The sequence below is a fragment of the Arthrobacter sp. Edens01 genome, from assembly GCF_001307035.1.
Lineage (GTDB): Bacteria > Actinomycetota > Actinomycetes > Actinomycetales > Micrococcaceae > Arthrobacter_B.
The window spans coordinates 1,588,648-1,604,301 of the sequence record NZ_LKIU01000005.1 but is presented as its reverse complement, the minus strand read 5'-3'; the positions used below and the strand labels follow the sequence as shown (position 1 = coordinate 1,604,301).

General features: G+C 65.7%; 15 protein-coding genes. 4 read left to right on the top strand and 11 right to left on the bottom strand.

Annotation, left to right across the window (positions count from 1 at the left end):
- Positions 1 to 11 precede the first annotated feature (11 nt).
- Together AO716_RS13665 and AO716_RS13660 are read right to left on the bottom strand one after the other, a co-directional pair.
- Positions 12 to 1,052 carry a hemolysin family protein gene (locus tag AO716_RS13665; protein WP_055241598.1) on the bottom strand — a complete coding sequence of 347 codons (1,041 nt, stop codon included), beginning with the start codon at positions 1,050 to 1,052 and terminating at the stop codon, positions 12 to 14.
- The gene (locus AO716_RS13660; RefSeq protein WP_055242276.1) at positions 1,045 to 2,391 is read right to left on the bottom strand and encodes a hemolysin family protein; all 1,347 of its coding nucleotides are present in this window, start codon (positions 2,389 to 2,391) and stop codon (positions 1,045 to 1,047) included. Before AO716_RS13660 ends, AO716_RS13665 begins: the two co-directional genes overlap by 8 nt.
- A 271-nt stretch (positions 2,392 to 2,662) precedes the next feature.
- On the opposite strand from AO716_RS13660, the gene AO716_RS13655 reads away from it, so the two are divergent.
- The gene (locus AO716_RS13655; protein ID WP_055241596.1) at positions 2,663 to 3,784 is read left to right on the top strand and encodes an NAD(P)/FAD-dependent oxidoreductase; all 1,122 of its coding nucleotides are present in this window, start codon (positions 2,663 to 2,665) and stop codon (positions 3,782 to 3,784) included.
- A complete protein-coding gene (gene sigJ, locus AO716_RS13650) occupies positions 3,733 to 4,656 on the top strand; it encodes an RNA polymerase sigma factor SigJ (RefSeq protein ID WP_082413564.1) in 924 nt (307 codons plus the stop codon). Before AO716_RS13655 ends, sigJ begins: the two co-directional genes overlap by 52 nt.
- Positions 4,657 to 4,660: 4 nt before the next feature.
- Here sigJ and AO716_RS13645 read toward each other — a convergent pair whose 3' ends face one another.
- From AO716_RS13645 to AO716_RS13610, 8 genes are all read right to left on the bottom strand, one after another.
- On the bottom strand, positions 4,661 to 5,944 hold the full coding sequence (locus AO716_RS13645; protein ID WP_055241594.1) for an HRDC domain-containing protein: 1,284 nt from the start codon (positions 5,942 to 5,944) through the stop codon (positions 4,661 to 4,663).
- A gap of 56 nt (positions 5,945 to 6,000) precedes the next feature.
- Positions 6,001 to 6,627, bottom strand: coding sequence for a DUF3000 domain-containing protein (locus AO716_RS13640; RefSeq protein ID WP_055242274.1), 627 nt, complete (start codon positions 6,625 to 6,627; stop codon positions 6,001 to 6,003).
- A 123-nt stretch (positions 6,628 to 6,750) separates the two neighbouring features.
- Positions 6,751 to 7,815 (bottom strand): threonine aldolase family protein, encoded by a 1,065-nt coding sequence (locus AO716_RS13635; protein ID WP_235472086.1) that lies wholly within the window; start codon positions 7,813 to 7,815, stop codon positions 6,751 to 6,753.
- 42 nt (positions 7,816 to 7,857) lie between these two features.
- The gene (locus AO716_RS13630; protein ID WP_055241590.1) at positions 7,858 to 8,583 is read right to left on the bottom strand and encodes an SDR family NAD(P)-dependent oxidoreductase; all 726 of its coding nucleotides are present in this window, start codon (positions 8,581 to 8,583) and stop codon (positions 7,858 to 7,860) included.
- Positions 8,580 to 9,953: a DUF6421 family protein gene (locus AO716_RS13625; RefSeq protein ID WP_055241587.1), complete on the bottom strand. Its 1,374-nt coding sequence runs from the start codon at positions 9,951 to 9,953 to the stop codon at positions 8,580 to 8,582. The genes AO716_RS13630 and AO716_RS13625 overlap by 4 nt, the downstream gene beginning before the upstream one ends.
- Before the next feature lie 109 nt (positions 9,954 to 10,062).
- Positions 10,063 to 10,809 (bottom strand): VC0807 family protein, encoded by a 747-nt coding sequence (locus AO716_RS13620; RefSeq protein ID WP_055241585.1) that lies wholly within the window; start codon positions 10,807 to 10,809, stop codon positions 10,063 to 10,065.
- 45 nt (positions 10,810 to 10,854) lie between these two features.
- Complete coding sequence (locus AO716_RS13615; RefSeq protein WP_055241583.1) at positions 10,855 to 11,466, bottom strand: TetR/AcrR family transcriptional regulator; 612 nt, start codon at positions 11,464 to 11,466, stop codon at positions 10,855 to 10,857.
- Positions 11,467 to 11,537: 71 nt separating this feature from the next.
- Positions 11,538 to 13,166: a peptide chain release factor 3 gene (locus AO716_RS13610; RefSeq protein WP_055241582.1), complete on the bottom strand. Its 1,629-nt coding sequence runs from the start codon at positions 13,164 to 13,166 to the stop codon at positions 11,538 to 11,540.
- A 163-nt stretch (positions 13,167 to 13,329) separates the two neighbouring features.
- Between AO716_RS13610 and AO716_RS13605 the strand changes: the two genes are divergently transcribed.
- Both AO716_RS13605 and AO716_RS13600 read left to right on the top strand, forming a co-directional pair.
- Positions 13,330 to 14,481: an acetyl-CoA C-acetyltransferase gene (locus AO716_RS13605; RefSeq protein WP_055241580.1), complete on the top strand. Its 1,152-nt coding sequence runs from the start codon at positions 13,330 to 13,332 to the stop codon at positions 14,479 to 14,481.
- Positions 14,482 to 14,509: 28 nt separating this feature from the next.
- A complete protein-coding gene (locus tag AO716_RS13600; protein ID WP_055241579.1) occupies positions 14,510 to 15,055 on the top strand; it encodes a GNAT family N-acetyltransferase in 546 nt (181 codons plus the stop codon).
- Here AO716_RS13600 and AO716_RS13595 read toward each other — a convergent pair.
- On the bottom strand, positions 15,052 to 15,639 hold the full coding sequence (locus tag AO716_RS13595; RefSeq protein WP_055241577.1) for a V-type ATP synthase subunit D: 588 nt from the start codon (positions 15,637 to 15,639) through the stop codon (positions 15,052 to 15,054). The two genes, AO716_RS13600 and AO716_RS13595, sit on opposite strands and share 4 nt — an antisense overlap.
- Positions 15,640 to 15,654 lie beyond the last annotated feature (15 nt).

Sequence of the window (15,654 nt, the reverse complement as noted above, 5' to 3'; positions counted from 1 at the left end):
GGACGGAGGAGCTAGACGCTGGTGGCGTCCTGAACTTCGCCGACCAATTCCTCGATGATGTCCTCCAGGAAGAGCACACCGGTGGTGTTGCCCTCGGAGTCAAACACGCGGGCAACGTGCGCTCCGGTCCGCCGCATGGTATCCAGGGCGTCCTCAAGCTCGCTGCCGCGGAACGCGGAGGCGAGGCGGCGGATCCGCTTGGCCGGAACCGGAGCATTGAACTTCTCCGCAGTATTCAGGTCCATGACGTCCTTCAGGTGAAGGTAGCCGGTCAGCCCGCCGTCCGCATCGGCCAGAATGTACCGGGAGAAGCCGTGGCTGCCTACCGCCGCCTGAATATCCGCGGGGGTGGGCTCAGCAGGCACAAGCACCATCTCGGCCAGGGGAACTTCAACATCGGCAACGGTCTTGGACGTGAACTGGAAGGCATTGGTCAGGGCACCGGTTGTATCGTCCAGGACGCCTTCGCGGGTTGACTGCTCCACAATCGTCGCCACTTCATCCAGGGTGTAGGCGCTGGTGGCTTCGTCCTTGGGTTCCACCTTGAACAGGCGCAGCACGCCGTTCGCGATGGAGTTCAGGCTCCAGATCACGGGCTTGAAGATCCTTGCCACGAGCACCAGCGGGGGAGCCAGCAGCAGCGCCGCACGGGTCGGCACCGAGAAGGAGATGTTCTTCGGGATCATCTCGCCTACCACCACGTGCAGGAAGGTCACCAGCAGCAGCGCCACGACGAAGGCGGTGATGCTGATTGCCTCCGGAGACAGTGGAGTGCCGGCCAGGGGGATTTCCAGCAGGTGGTGGATGGCCGGTTCGGAGACGTTCAGGATCAGCAGCGAACATACGGTGATGCCCAGCTGGCTGGTTGCCAGCATCAAAGTGGCATGTTCCATGGCCCACAGCGTGGTCTTGGCGGCCTTGCTGCCCTGGGCGGCCTTGGGCTCAATCTGGGACCGGCGGGCAGAGATGACGGCGAATTCGGCACCCACAAAGAAGGCGTTGACGGCAAGCAGCACAAACAGCCAGATAATGCCGGGCAGGTACTCACTCATGGATGGCTTCCTTCGTCAGGGTGTCGACCAGGCGGTCGTGCGCGCTGCGCGGTGATTCCGAACCGGGGTTGGGGGTGAAGCGCAGGCGCTCGACATGCGTGCCCACCACGCGCTCGACGCGCAGGACGCCGTCGTCAACCTCCACTTCGTCGCCGAGTTCAGGCATTCGGTCCAGGCAGTGCGTGACGAAGCCGGCGAGGGTTTCATAGTCCTCGCCTTCCGGCACGGTAATGCCGGCACGGTCAAGCAGTTCATCCGGGCGCAGGGAAGCGTCGAAGGTGACCGCGCGTCCGGTGCGGACGACGCCGACGCGCGCGCGGTCATGTTCATCTTCCAGCTCGCCGACGATTTCCTCTACCAGGTCTTCGAGGGTGACGACGCCGGCAGTTCCGCCGTGTTCGTCGGTCACCACAGCGATCTGCAGCCCCTGGGAACGCAGGATGGCCAGCAGGGAGTCAACGCCCATGGATTCGGGGACCCGCAGCGGCGGGACCATGACGTCTGCCGCGGTTGTGGTGGCACGCTGGTCCAGCGGCAGGGCGAACGCCTGCTTCACGTGCAGCACACCAAGGATGTCATCGGAGTCCCTGCCGAGGACAGGGAAGCGGGAGTAGCCGGTGGAGACGGCAATGGTGATGATGTCCTCAGCAGTGTCCGTGGCCTGGACGCCGACCATCCGCACGCGCGGGGTCATGACGTCTTCGGCCGTGTGGTCGGAGAACCGCAGGGTTCGGTGCAGCAGCTCGGCATGGTCCTGGTCCAGCACGCCTTCCAGGGCGGACCGGCGGACCAGGAAGCTTAGTTCCTCGGCACTGCGGGCGCCGGAGAGTTCTTCCTTCGGTTCGATGCCGAAGGAGCGGATCACCTTGTTGGCGGTGTTGTTGCACAGCAGGATGACGGGCTTGAAAACGGTGGTGAACAGGGCCTGGAAAGGCACAACGACCTTTGCGGTGGCCTTCGGGAGGGCCAAGGCGAAGTTCTTCGGGACAAGTTCACCGATGATCATCGAGAGGAGGGTTGCCACCGCGATGGCGATGACCGCTCCGGTGCCGCCGACGACAGCTTCGGGCACTCCCGCCGACGTGAGCGGGCCGCGCAGCAGGGAGCTGATGGCCGGTTCAAAGGTGTAACCGGAAAGCAGGGTGGTCAGGGTGATGCCCAGCTGGGCACCTGAGAGATGGGTGGAAGTGATCTTCAGGGCCTTGATCGTGGGACCAAGACGCTTCTCCCCGGCGGCCTGGCGGGCCTCGAGGTCACTGCGGTCGAGGTTGACCAGGGCGAATTCAGAAGCAACGAACAGGCCGGTACCGACCGTCAGCACAAGGCCGACGCCGATCATCAGCCATTCATACCAGTCGTTCAATTGGGGTGCCCTCCTCGAACCAAATCATCCAGAACTTCATCTGGGTCAGGGGAGGGCATGGGTTTATGAGAAGGGTCGTCCATAGTAGCCAAGAGCTTACGGTTATTTCCTAGGAAAATCCTGATAAGCCCTAGCCAGAGCGCTGATCCTGAAAACCGCGTGTGCCTGCTGTCACAAAACGGCTGCCGGCGGTGTCTTATGTGCAACCGCAAATACGGTGCGGCACCCAAGAGCAGGAGGAAGATCCGTGGACACGACAGCAGTAATTCTTGGCGCCGGCTACGCCGGCGTCATGGCAGCGAACAGGCTGGCAGGACAGGGCGTGCGGGTGCGTCTGGTCAGTCCCGAACGGCGCTTTACGGAGCGTATCCGGCTCCATGAGTTCACCGCCGGCACCAGGGCTGACCCGACAGTTCCCTTCAGCAGCCTGCTGCATCCGGACATTGAGATGGTGTACGGCGTTGCGGAGGACATCGACGCAGCTTCGCGCCGCGTCGCGCTTTCCAATGAGGCGGTGCTGGACTACGACTGGCTGGTCTACGCCGTGGGAAGCGGAAACAGCTCCGTGCCCGCCGGAGCGGAAGCACCGAGCTGTCTCTCCGGTGCCGGTCCAGCGCGGGACAAACTGCGAAGCTTAAAGCCCGGGGACCCGGTAGCGGTGGTGGGAGGCGGACTGACCGCCGTCGAAGTTGCTGCGGAAACGGCGCACGCCTATCCGCATAACCCCGTGACGATCTACGCCGCCGGGCCGGTGATCCAACACTTTTCGGACAGTACCAGGCATGGTGTGCTCCGCAGCCTGGAGCGCGCCGGAATTTCCGTGCGGCAGGAGATGGTGGAGGCGGACCGCCTGCCCGAAGCAGCAGCAGTGCTGTGGTGCACCGGTTTTGGGGTCCCGGACCTGGCAGCACGAAGCGGACTAGCGGTTGACGCCGCAGGCCGGCTGGCGGTTGATTCACGCCTGCGGGCGGTGGGCCGGGAACGGATCTTCGGCGCCGGCGACGCCGCGGTCATTACCGACCCCGGTTACTCATACCTGCCGCAGACCTGTGCCACCGCCATGCCGATGGGCGCCGAAGCGGCGTCGAACATCCTGCGCACGCTGGCAGGGGAACCGCTCCCGCCTCACAACAGCGGCTTCCAGGGGCAGTGTGTCTCACTCGGACGGCAGGACGGCGCTTTGCAATTCCTGCACGCCGGCTACACCCCACGCAGAATCCACCTGCACGGGAGGGCCGCCGCAATGCTAAAAGAAGTACTGTGCCGCATGACTCTGAAGTGGATCCGCGGCGAAGCCAAGAGAAGCGGAGCGTACACATGGCCGGCCGGACCCCGGATGACCCCAGCACCGGCACTGGCGGAAGCCTGAGGGCAGACCGCGGGAAGGAGTTCCTCGCGCACCGCCGGATGGTGTTCACCATCGCGTACAACGTCACCGGTTCGGTAGCCGACGCCGAGGACGTGGTTCAGGAAACGTACCTGCGGTATGCCGCCGTTGCCCAGGCTCCGGCGCATCCGCGGGCATACCTGGCGCGGGCAGCGTCCAGGCAGGCCCTCAATGCAGTCCGCGCCGCGTCACGGCGGCGCGAGGACTATCAGGGTGAATGGCTGCCCGAGCCGCTGCCAACCGGACCGGACGCCGGCGGGAGGCTGAACCCCGAGGCGGCAGCACTGACCGAGGCGGAAGTATCCACTGCCATGCTGGTGCTGCTGCAGCAGCTCAGCGGACCTGAACGCGTGGCCCTGGTGCTGCGGGACGTTTTCGGATTCGCGTATTCGGAGGTCGCAGCGGCCCTGGAGTCCTCCGAGCCCGCTGTCCGGCAGCTGCTCCACCGCGCCAGGGACCGGGTGCGCACACCACAGCCGCGCAGCCTGCCGGACAAGGATGAGCACCGTGCCGCCGTCGAGCGTTTCCTGGAAGCGGCGCTGACCGGGCAGACCCAGGCACTGCTGGACGTGCTGGCTCCTGACGTGGTGCTGCATTCCGACGGCGGAGGGAAGGTCAGTGCTGCCCGCCGGGCGGTGTACGGGCCGGAACGGGTGGCAGCCCTGCTGCTTGGGCTGGGCGCCAAGTTCGGGCAGGCAGCAGCGCCGGAGTTCGTCGAGCTGAACGGGCTGCCCGCCGTCGCGTTCCGGGAGAACGGAACGGTTACTACCGTTTTCCAGATCGCCCGTGAGAACGGGCTGATCACAGGGGTCTATGCCATGCGGAACCCGGACAAACTCGACCGGGTGCAGTAGCTGGCTAGTCCTTTTCGGTTTCCTTTTCCGGCAGGGGATCAGGATCCAGGAACGCGACGGTAAGCACCGCGGCGGTCTGCTGGATCTGCCACTCGCGTGCACCAAGCCCGCGCAGTGCAGCCGTGATCGTATCCAGGTCGATAACAGCCGGGGGCCGCCAGGCCACCCTGCGGAGATGGTCCGGGGTCAGCAGGTTCTCAACCGGCATGTTCAGCCGCTCCGCCAGTGCGGCCAGCCGGGGCTTGGCAGTGTGCAGCCGCGCTGCTGCCGCAGGATCGTTGCGCGCCCAGACCCGCGGCGGCGGCGGGGAGTTGGTGGGAATGTGCAGGGGAGGCAGGTCCTGCGTCTCGCGGGCGGCAGCGATGCAGCGCAGCCAGCGGGGAGCTTCCTTATGGGCGGCACGGCCGTGGAACCCGGGGGTGGAAAGCAGCTGCGGAACGGTGGACGGCATGGCCCTGGCAGCGGCAACAATGGCAGCGTCCGGGATCAGCCTGCCCGGCGCGGTGTCCCGGCGTTCGGCAAGCTGTTCGCGTTCCTGCCAGAGTTCCCGGACGGCAGCGAGCTGACGCCGGTCGCGGAGCTGGTGCATGCCGGAGGTACGCCGCCACGGGTCGGTGCGCGGCGGGGCCGGATCAGCGGTGCGGATCGCCTCAAACTCTTCCTCGGCGTAGGCAAGCTTGCCGTCAGCCTCGAGCAGCTTGATCAGTTCCACGCGGAGTTCGGCCAGCACCTCAACGTCCAGCGCCGCATAGCGGAGCCAGGGTTCGGGCAGGGGCCGGGTTGACCAGTCCGCTGCTGAGTGTTCCTTGGCCAGGCTGAAGCCGAGCAGGTTCTCAATAACGGCGGCCAGGCCCACGCGCGGAAGGCCCGCCAGCCGTGCGGCCAGCTCCGTGTCGAAGAGTTTGTCCGGCCACATGCCCAGTTCGGAAAGGCACGGCAGGTCCTGGGTGGAGGCGTGCAGGATCCACTCCACGCCCTGCAGCGCCTCATTGATGATGCTGAGGTCACGCAGCGGTTCGGGGTCGATCAGCCAGGTGCCTGCGCCTTCGCGGCGGATCTGCACAAGGAAGGCGCGCTGGCCGTAACGGAAACCCGAGGCGCGCTCAGCGTCAATGCCTGCGGGACCGGTGCCGGCCGCCAGCGCCCGGGCGGCGCGTCCCAGGCCGCTCACCGAGTCGATCACAAGCGGAACGCCCTCACGCGGAGCATCAAGGACGGGGAGAGGAGCGGCGTCTGGTTCGTCTGCGGACAGCTCTGAAGCGGATTTGCCGGAAGTTTGCGCGGTCATAAGAACTTCAGTCTATCGAGTGCTGCGGGTATTCCCGTTTTCCTGGCGGGTTGGGGCTAGTTCAGGCGCCGGCGCGGCAGCGGGGAAACGCCGTCCGGCAGCGGCGGAAGCCCGGCGAAAGTGCACACCATGTCAGACCACGCTTCCAGGTGCGCCTGGACATCGGCGTCCGCCGGCGTCCAGGAAGCCCGCAGCTCAATGTCGATGGCGTCGCTCCGCCCGGCCAGCGTTCCGTAGCTCTCGGAGAGGATCCTGGTGGCGGTTCCGCCCGCTGCACAATAACGGGCACCGTGTTCCTGCAGGGCATCAACCAGCCAGGTCCACGCGACGGAGCCCAGCATCTGGTCGTTGCCCATGTCCGGTTCGAGTTCGGCGCGGATATAAGTAACGATCCGGAAGGTGCCGTTCCAGACGTCGCTGCCGTCCGGGTCATGCAGAAGGATAAAACGGCCGGTGGCCAGTTCCCGGCTTTCCGGAAGTACCGGACCCACCGGTCCGTGGAAGGTTCCATTGACGGGCTGGGGGCCCGAGGCCGTGACGTCGGCGGCAAGGGAAACAGCAAATGGCGCCAACCGGGTAGGGGCAGGTATCTCCTCCAGCCGCAGTTCCGGCCGGCACTTCGCGCGGCGCAGAGCCCCCAGGGCTGTTAGGAATTCGGGGGGCACCTGTGACAGGTCACCAATCGCACTCACCCTCGAAGGTTACGGCGGAGCCTGCACACTGGGTGTGCAGGCTCGCCGGTGTGTCCTATTCGTTATGAGCTACAGCTTACGCGCGGGTGTGTTTCTGCCGACAGGGCAGCAGGGTCAGCGGACAGCCGCAACCTCTGAGGCGATGGCCGCTGCGAAAGCATCGACGTCCGCTTCGGAGGTGTCAAAGGTGCACATCCAGCGCACCTCACCGGTGGCCTGGTCCCAGTCGTAGAACCGGAACTTGTCCCGCAGCTTGTCCGCGACGCCGGCAGGCAGGGTCGCGAAGACTGCATTGGACTGGGTGGGCTGGGTGAGGGAAACGCCGTCGATTTTCTCCACTGCGGCACGCAGCCGGGAGGCCATGGCGTTGGCCGTGGAGGCCGAGCGCTCCCAGAGGTCCGTGCCGTAAAGCGCGATGAACTGGGCAGAAACGAACCGCATCTTGGATGCCAGCTGCATGTTCATCTTGCGCAGGTAGTCCAGGCCGGGGGCGGCGTCGGGATCCAGGGCCACGATGCATTCCCCGTACATCATGCCGTTCTTGGTGCCGCCCAGGGAGAGGATGTCCACGCCGGCGTCGGTGGTGATGGCCCGCAGCGGCACGCCAAGGGCAGCCGCCGCGTTGCCCAGCCGGGCACCGTCCATGTGCAGCTTCATGCCTCGGGCGTGGATGTGCTCCGAGATGGCCTGGATTTCCTCCACCGTGTACAGGGTGCCGAGTTCAGTGGACTGTGTGATCGACACGGCCAGCGGCTGGGCGCGGTGTTCGTCGCCCCAGCCCCAGGCTTCACGGTCAATGAGTTCGGGCGTGAGCTTGCCGTCCGGAGTCGGTACGGTGAGCAGCTTCATTCCGCCCACACGTTCGGGGGCACCGTTTTCGTCCACGTTGATGTGGGCAGTTGAGGCACAGATGACAGCTCCCCAGCGGGGAAGCAGGGACTGGAGGCTGATGACGTTCGCCCCGGTGCCGTTGAAGACCGGGAAGGCCCTCATCCGGTTTCCGAAGTGTTCGGTGAAGACGTCGCGGAGCTTGGCGGTGTAGACATCTTCGCCGTAGGCCACCTGGTGGCCGAGGTTCGCTGCTGTCAGCGCATCCAGGATTTCGGGGTGGACGCCGGAGTAGTTGTCCGAAGCGAAGGCGCGCAGGGCGGGGTCATGCAGGGAGGTAGTTTCAGTCACGGGTGTCAGTATTCCTCAAGATGGGACTAGGGGAAAAACGGCTCAGGTGCGGGGCACCAGATTGATCCGTTTTCCGTTGATCTGCGCGGCGTCAGTGGTGAACAGCCTGACCGCTGCCGCTGCGAGTTCGGAAACGTCGGTGTAGCCGGGGAACCTGCGTTCCGGAGCTGCAGCCCGCATCGCGTCATCCACGAGGGCCTTCACCACGAAGATCACGGCCGCGGCGCCGGTGCCGCTGAGATCGGAGGCTATGGCCTGGACCCATGCTTCAGCGGCGGCCTTGGCGGCGGCGTATCCGGCGTTGCCGGACGTGGGGGTTTCAACGGCGGTGGAAGAGACGATCGCCAGCCGGCCGTGCGGCGAAGCAGTGAGCTGGCCAATAAAGCTGCGGCTGACGTTGCGCAGTGTGGTCAGGATGTTCTGCTGCAGGAAATCCCAGTCCGCATCGCTCTGGTCGGTCAGGGTTCCGCCCCCGCGCCAGCCGCCCACCAGATGGATCAGACCGTCAATCCCGCCTTCGGCCTGCAGGTCGGACGCGAGTGCGTCGACGTCGCCCTGCCGGCTCAGGTCGCAGGTGCGCAGTTCAACGCCGGGAACATTCTCCAGCGACTCGGCCAGCCGCCCGGCACTTGAACCGACGGCCACCACGCGGGCACCGGCGGCGGCCAGTGCCGTGCAGACAGCTGTTCCGGAGGCAGAGGATGCTCCGGCTACCAGGACCGTCAGGCCCGGCAGTGCTGATGCTTCCCCTGCTCCGGCTGTGCTCATGAAGTGCTGCTCCCTGTGATTCCGGCGGTGGATTCGATGACCGGGGCCATCTTCTTCGACAGTGCCTCGTAGAACATGGACAGCGGGAATTCGTCGTCGAGCACCTGGTCAGTCAGTGCCCGCGGCGGGCCGTCCAGCGGCAGGGCATCCGGTCCCTTGGCCCAGCGGGAGGCCGGGTGCGGGGTCAGGGTGCTTGAAATGAGAGTGTACGCAGCGAGCCAGTGGGCTGTCTTGGGGCGGTCGATGGAACGCCAGTACAGATCCTCGATTTCCTGGCCAAGCTTGATGACGACGGCGGGAGCTTCGTCCCAGTCGATGCTCAGGCGGCCGTCGGTCCAGTGCAGCACCCGGTGCTGGTGCATCCAGGCGAAGAGCAGCTGGCCGCCCAGCCCGTCGTAGTTCCGGACGCGGGAGCCGGTGATTGCGAAGCGGAAAATCCGGTCGAAGATCACGGCGTACTGGACCAGCTGGGCGGTGCTGCGCGCCTTGGGGTCCGCGTCGTCGTCGTTCTGGATTTTGACCGATTCGCGGAAAGCGGTGAGGTCGCAGCGCAGTTCTTCGAGGGAGTAGAGGAAGAAGGGCATGCGCTGCTTGATCATGAACGGATCGAAGGGAAGGTCACCGCGCATGTGGGTGCGGTCATGGATGAGGTCCCACATCACGAAGGTTTCTTCGGTCAGTTCCTGGTTGTCCAGCAGCTCAGCCGCGCCCTCGGGAAGCTCCAGGGAGGTGATCTCCGCAGCGGCGCGGAGCACGCGGCGGAACCGTGCGGCCTCACGGTCGGCGAAGATGGCGCCCCAGGTGAAGGACGGGGTTTCACGGACTGCAACAGTTTCCGGAAACAGGACTGCGGAGTTGGTGTCGTATCCCGGGGTGAAGTCGCGGAAGCGGATGGGCACGAAGAGCTTGTTTGAATACTCGCCGGCTTCCAGGTTTGCGATGAACTCCGGCCAGATCACTTCCACCAGGACGGCTTCGAGCAGCCGGGAGCGGGAGCCGTTCTGCGTGTACATGGGGAAGACCACCAGGTGCAGCAGGCCGTCGGTGCGGTCCAGCTGCGGCTGGAAGGCCAGCAGCGAGTCGAGGAAGTCCGGCACGCCCAGTCCGTCCTGGAGCCATCGGTTCAGGTCGCGGACCACCAGGTCCAGGTACTCTGCGTCATGTCCGAACGCGGGTGCCAGTTCGGCTACGGCGTCGCGGACGGTCTCCACCAGCGGAGCAGCGGTCTCCCTGTGCTCTGCGGGTACGGAGCCGTCCTGCTCCTGGAACTGCGCGAACGCGGTTGCAGCGTCCTTCAGCCGCAGCCAGGCAGCGGAATCTTCGGGTGCGGCGAGCTGGTCCGCAGGGGAGGAGAAAGCGGTGGATGACATAGCCGAGACCTTCCGGTTGCACGAACTCCCGGGCCGGGAAGAGTGTTGGCCCCAGCGTAGCCATAAATCATGTGTTCTTAGCCTCGAAGCCGGTTTAAGTAAGTAAGGCTTATGCTTCTTGTTCGCGGCGGCGGCGTTTGGCCAAGCGGTGCTTCGGGTATTCGTCCGCTGCCCAGGAGGCCCCGGCATAGAAGGGTGACCAGGCCCGGGCGGCTCCGGAGGCCTGGTAGTAAATGTTTGCCGTCACGACCAGGCCCACCGTAGTCACCGTGGTCAGCACCGTCGTCAGGGCCGGAACGGCGTCTGCCGGAAGGGTCCAGGCCATAAAGATGCGAAGCGCTGCGTCAGCACACAGGCCAGCACCCCAGAGGATGCTTGTGACGCGCCAGACCCGGCGGAAGCGCGGGAGCTGCACCCATAGCCGGTCCCATTGACCCGGCCAGCCGAAGCGGCCCTGGAGTATCGGGCGGGTCATTACGTAGACCAGCGGCCTGCGCGTCGCTGCACTGATGAAAAACCAGAGTCCGGACACTCCCACGACCAGGGCGCCGCGGGCCAGGAGAAACCGCTCGTCTCCCGGAATCAGGGAAACCACTGTACTGAGAACCATCAGCGTCAGGGCGTAGAGCCCGAAGGGCGAAACCCGCCGTGACCGCAGCAGGTCCACGACTGAGCCCGCCAACGAGACGGCGGTGCCCGCCAGCAGTGCGGCGTAGGCACTGACGCCTGCTGCCCGGAGTATGTAGAACAGTGCGACGGGTACGAGGAACTCGATGCCCGCGCGGAGCACGCGCGCCGCGGCGTGCCTTTTGCCGGCGCCCGTTCCCTGAACCTGGTGAACCTGGTTTGTGTTCATACTGCCCGTGTCCTGCCTCCCGGCATGGAGGTTCCCTTGTTGTCTTCAGCTGGAAAGGATGTTCGCTGCGTCGATGCGTGTAGCGAGGTCGAACAATGCGGCAAGCTCGCGTCCGTAGGCCGCACAGTCCGTCCCGGGCGCCCGCTCAAGGACAAACGGGAGTCCGTCGATGCTGCGCTGGACGGCGTGGGCCATCACCACGGGGTCGAAGGAGCGGAGCTCCCCGCTCTTTTGGCCCCGTCGCAGCAGGTCCTCGAGCGGCGCGGCTGCCTGGGCATCGTCCGCCGTTGTGTACTCCAGCGCTCCGGCCAGCACAATGCGGGTCAGGGCAGCCATGGCGGCCCGGTTGCGGTCTATGAAACCCACCGTCGCCGTGATGTACGCGCGGAGTGCACCGGCCGCCGTTCTTTCTGCGTGCACCGCTGAACCGGTCCATGCACCGATCCGCCCTATCACGTGCGAAGCGCACGCACTGATGAGATCCGCCTTGCCGGAGAAGTGATAGGAGATCAGCCGGGTACTGGAGAGCTGCGCCTGCTCGGCTATGCGGGCATAGGAAGCGCGGTCATAGCCCTGTTCGGCAATGACTGTGAGCGTGGCGTCGATGATCTGGGCACGGCGCGCAGCACCCGTGAAGGACAGCTCTTTTACCTGCATGGGTAAAAAGTACGCGGCTCAGGTAAGCAGGAACAGAGTCTCCGGTAACTTTTTCGCGCGAGGAAAGGCGCCTAGTACCCGCGGCTGTTCGGCGATTCGGTGCCGATCACGGACAGCGGGACCTCGGGGTGGTTCTTTTCCACCCGGCGAAGTGCCCAGATGTCGTTGAACACCGCAACGTGCGCGCCGTCCGTGCGCAGCAGCACCTCGGCGCCGTGGACGTTGCTCAGGATCTCGGCGGCGGAAGCGTCGGTGAGCCGGGCCAGGGAATAGGAGAGCTGTTCCATGCGCATCGGGGCATTGAAGTCCTGGTTCATCCGGTCCTCGACCACCTCGAACTGCATGGGGCCGACGGCGGCAAGCACCGGTGCCTGGTCTCCGCGGCGGTCCGAGCGGAGCACCTGGATGATGCCTTCGTGCTCCAGCTGGTCGATTCCGCGGCGGAACTGCTTGTAGCGGCTGGGGTCCTGGGAGCGGGCCACCCGGAAGTGCTCGGGGCTGAAGAACGGGATCGGCGGGTACTGGACCGGCTCTTCCACGTAAAGGCTGTCACCCACACGGAGCGCCGAGGCGTTGACCAGCCCGACGACGTCGCCCGGGTAGGCCTGGTCAATCACTTCGCGTTCACGGCCGAACAGGTGCTGGGCGTACTTGGTGGCGAAGGTCTTGCCGGTGTTGGAGTGGGTGACCACCATGCCGCGTTCGAAGATGCCGGAGCAGACCCGGATGAACGCCACGTGGTCGCGGTGGGCTTTGTTCATTCCAGCCTGCACCTTGAAGACGAAGCCGGAGAACGGTGCGTCCACCGGCCGCTGGCCGCCGTCACTGTCTACCCGCGGGCCGGCAGAGGGTGCCAGGTCCACCAGTGCGTCAAGGATCTGCCGGACACCGTAGTTCAGGGCAGCTGAGGAGAAGAGAATGGGAGTGGCCTTGGCATCCAGGAAAGCCTGGCGGTCAAACTCGCGTCCGTCGATCACCAGTTCGGCTTCGCCGATGGAGTCTTCCCAGGCATCACCTTCTGCCGCCGCTGCTTCCTCGGGGCTGAAGTGCTCCTCCAGTGCCAGCGAGGCGCCGGAGTTCTGCCGGGTGAACCGGACGAACTCATCCTTCTGCAGGTCCCAAACTCCGCGGAAGTCGCCGGCAATGCCCACGGCCCAGGTCAGCGGCATGGGCGCCAGGCCAGTGCGCTCGGTGATCTCGTCCATCAGGGCCAGCGGGTCCAGGCCGGGGCGGTCCCACTTGTTGATCACTGTGATGATGGGCAGGTTCCGGGAACGGCAGACCTCGAAGAGCTTCATGGTCTGGGTTTCCAGGCCCTTGGCGGCATCCACCAGCATGACGGCACAGTCGACGGCAGCCAGCACCCGGTAGGTGTCTTCGGAGAAGTCGGCGTGGCCCGGGGTGTCCAGCAGGTTGATCACGGTGTCCCGGTAGGCAAACTGCAGGGCGGTGGAGCTGATGGAGATGCCGCGGTCCTTCTCCATCTGCATCCAGTCAGACACCGTCTCGCGGCGGTTGTCCTTGCCGTTGGTGGCACCGGCAGTACCGATCACGCGGGCGTGCAGGGCCAGCGCTTCAGTCAGCGTGGACTTGCCGGCGTCGGGGTGGGAGATGACGGCGAAGGTGCGCCGGCGTGCGGCTTCCTTGCCGATCGCCGGGTTGGCGCTCGCACGGACGGGAGTCTGGGCCTGTGAGGACACTGCCGCTGCTTTCAGGTGTGGGGAATCTGGGGGCTGCCTAAATGGCAGCCTTTCCAGTTTAGCCGCCCGGCGCAAACCCGGTTTCCGTGCGGGGTGTGGCCGCGGCACTTCCGGCGGTTACTGTGATGGCGGGCACAGTTCACCAATGGCAAGGGAGCCAGTCATGGCTGAAGCATTCATTATCGACGCTGTACGGACTCCGGTGGGGCGGCGCGCAGGCGGACTCAGCGGTGTGCATCCCGCAGATCTGGCGGCTTCCGTGATTGGCGAGGCTGTCCGGCGCACCGGGATCGGCTCTGAAGAGTTTGACGAGGTGATCCTCGGTTCGATCGACCAGGTAGGGCCGCAGGCCATGGACATTGCCCGGACAGCCTGGCTGGCAGCCGGCCTTTCCGAACGGGTCCCCGGAACCACCGTGGAGCGGCAGTGCGGTTCAGGGCAGCAGGCCGTGTCCTACGCCGCGCAGGCCGTGATGAGCGGCACCTCCGACCTGGTGGTGGCCGGGGGAGTGCAGAACATGTCCGCCATCCCCATTGGATACTCCAATACAGCGGCAGCCGACCGGGGATTTCCTGACCCGTTCACCGGATCCACTGGCTGGGAAGCGCGGTACGGCACCCAGCCGATCTCCCAGTTCATCGGCGCGGAAATGATGGCCGAGCGCTGGGAGCTCAGCCGCAGTGAGATGGAGGACTTCGCAGTCGGGTCCCATGAGCGTGCGCTCGCAGCCCAGGCTGAAGGACGCTTTGACCGCGAGATCCTTCCGGTCGCAGGTATCCACGCCGACGAAGGGCCGCGGACTCCGGACCGGGCAAAGATCGAATCCCTGGCGCCGCTGCGGGACGGCGGAAAGCTAACCGCGGCTACGGCGTCGCAGATTTCCGACGCTGCTGCGGTGCTGCTGATCGCTTCCTCAGACGCCGTCCGGCGCTACGGACTGCGGCCCCGCGCCCGGATCCACCACATCTCCGCACGCGGTGATGATCCGGTAATGATGCTCAGCGCGCCCATCGAAGCGACGCGGCACGCGCTCAAGCGAACCGGGATGTCCCTGGCGGACATGGACCTGATCGAAATCAACGAAGCCTTCGCCTCGGTGGTGCTGGCCTGGCAGCGCGAGCTGGATCCGGACATGGACCGGGTCAACGTCAACGGAGGCGGGATTTCCCTGGGACATCCCATCGGCGCCACCGGTGCCCGGATCATGACCACGCTGCTGCACGAACTCGAACGCACCGGCGGCCGCTACGGGCTGCAGACCATGTGCGAGGGCGGCGGCCAGGCCAACGTCACAATCATCGAGCGGCTCGGCTGAAGGCTGCAGCTTTCCCTAGACTCCGGACATGGCTATTAGTTTCCTGCCCCTGGTGGAGTCCGTCTCCGAGTCCCAGGCCGTAGTGCAGTTCCTCACCTCGAACCGCTTTCCCTTCCATGTTCGGGCGGAACATTCGGCGGAGTCCGCCCGCAAGCTCGTGGATGAAGGACGTTTCTGGAGTGATGAGTCAATTGGGTTCTGGATCCAGGACGGTCCGGAACGCATCGGGCTGGTGGTCCTGGATGACCTGGAGGAAGACACCCCGATGTTCGACCTGCGGCTGGCGGAAGAGTTTCGCGGCCGCGGGCTCGGGGTGCCGGTGCTGAAAGCGCTGTGTGCCCTGGTCTTTGACCGCTTCCCGGAGATTGTCCGGTTTGAAGGCCAGACCCGCGAGGACAACATCGCCATGCGAAAGACGTTCCTGCGTGCCGGGTTCCTGAAGGAGGCGCACTACCGCCTTGGATGGCCGACGGCGGATGGCGGCCGTGTGGCATCAGTCGCCTACGCGATTCTCCGGCAGGACTGGGTGAACCAGGAGATCACGCCGTTCGAATGGGAGGACGTGCCTGCCTAGACGGCTCCGGCGGCCCAGCGCAAGCGGAGGCTCTCCTCCAGTTCCTGTTCGGCCAGGCTGCGCAGGATGCGGTCCAGCTCTGCCTCCAGCCTGGGGATCCAGCGGTGTTCGACGGCGCGCTGCCGGGTCCGCGTCGCTGCGAGTTCCCGGCTGACCAGCAGCAGGGCCCGTGCATCCGCTGCATGCTCGACGGCGGCGGCGAGCGCCTCGCGGTGCGCTGCGGCAGCGTACAGCAGGGCGGAGGAGCCCGAGGAAGGTATCTGCTCCGGCAGCTTCACGGAGGCACCTTCGGGATAGGCGATGCCCATGGCACCGCCCCAGCGGATCTCCGCTTCCGCGAAGGAGTCCGGAACAGCTTCATGGATGCGTCCCAGACCGTCCAATGCCAGGGACCGGCCCAGCCAGGGCGCAGCCCGGGCCGCTGCCGCTTCGAACCGGCGGCGGCTTTCCTCTGCCTGCTCTGCCCGGTTGCTGATGGCGATGCGAAGGATCTGCTGTTTGCGGTCCAGCAGTTCGGCACCCCGCCGGGCCGTTTCGAGCCGGCGTTCCGTCTCCGCCCGGGCGGCCCGGCCGGAGCCGCTCACAGCAGTCCCTTCGCC

Bases quoted from the DNA above. Each gene is read 5' to 3' on its own strand.
- AO716_RS13665 (WP_055241598.1), bottom strand. From the start codon at position 1,052: ATGAGTGAGTACCTGCCCGGCATTATCTGGCTGTTTGTGCTGCTTGCC.
- AO716_RS13660 (WP_055242276.1), bottom strand. From the start codon at position 2,391: ATGATCGGCGTCGGCCTTGTGCTGACGGTCGGTACCGGCCTGTTCGTT.
- sigJ (WP_082413564.1), top strand. From the start codon at position 3,733: ATGGCCGGCCGGACCCCGGATGACCCCAGCACCGGCACTGGCGGAAGC.
- AO716_RS13645 (WP_055241594.1), bottom strand. From the start codon at position 5,944: ATGACCGCGCAAACTTCCGGCAAATCCGCTTCAGAGCTGTCCGCAGAC.
- AO716_RS13630 (WP_055241590.1), bottom strand. From the start codon at position 8,583: ATGAGCACAGCCGGAGCAGGGGAAGCATCAGCACTGCCGGGCCTGACG.
- AO716_RS13625 (WP_055241587.1), bottom strand. From the start codon at position 9,953: ATGTCATCCACCGCTTTCTCCTCCCCTGCGGACCAGCTCGCCGCACCC.
- AO716_RS13620 (WP_055241585.1), bottom strand. From the start codon at position 10,809: ATGAACACAAACCAGGTTCACCAGGTTCAGGGAACGGGCGCCGGCAAA.
- AO716_RS13615 (WP_055241583.1), bottom strand. From the start codon at position 11,466: ATGCAGGTAAAAGAGCTGTCCTTCACGGGTGCTGCGCGCCGTGCCCAG.
- AO716_RS13605 (WP_055241580.1), top strand. From the start codon at position 13,330: ATGGCTGAAGCATTCATTATCGACGCTGTACGGACTCCGGTGGGGCGG.
- AO716_RS13600 (WP_055241579.1), top strand. From the start codon at position 14,510: ATGGCTATTAGTTTCCTGCCCCTGGTGGAGTCCGTCTCCGAGTCCCAG.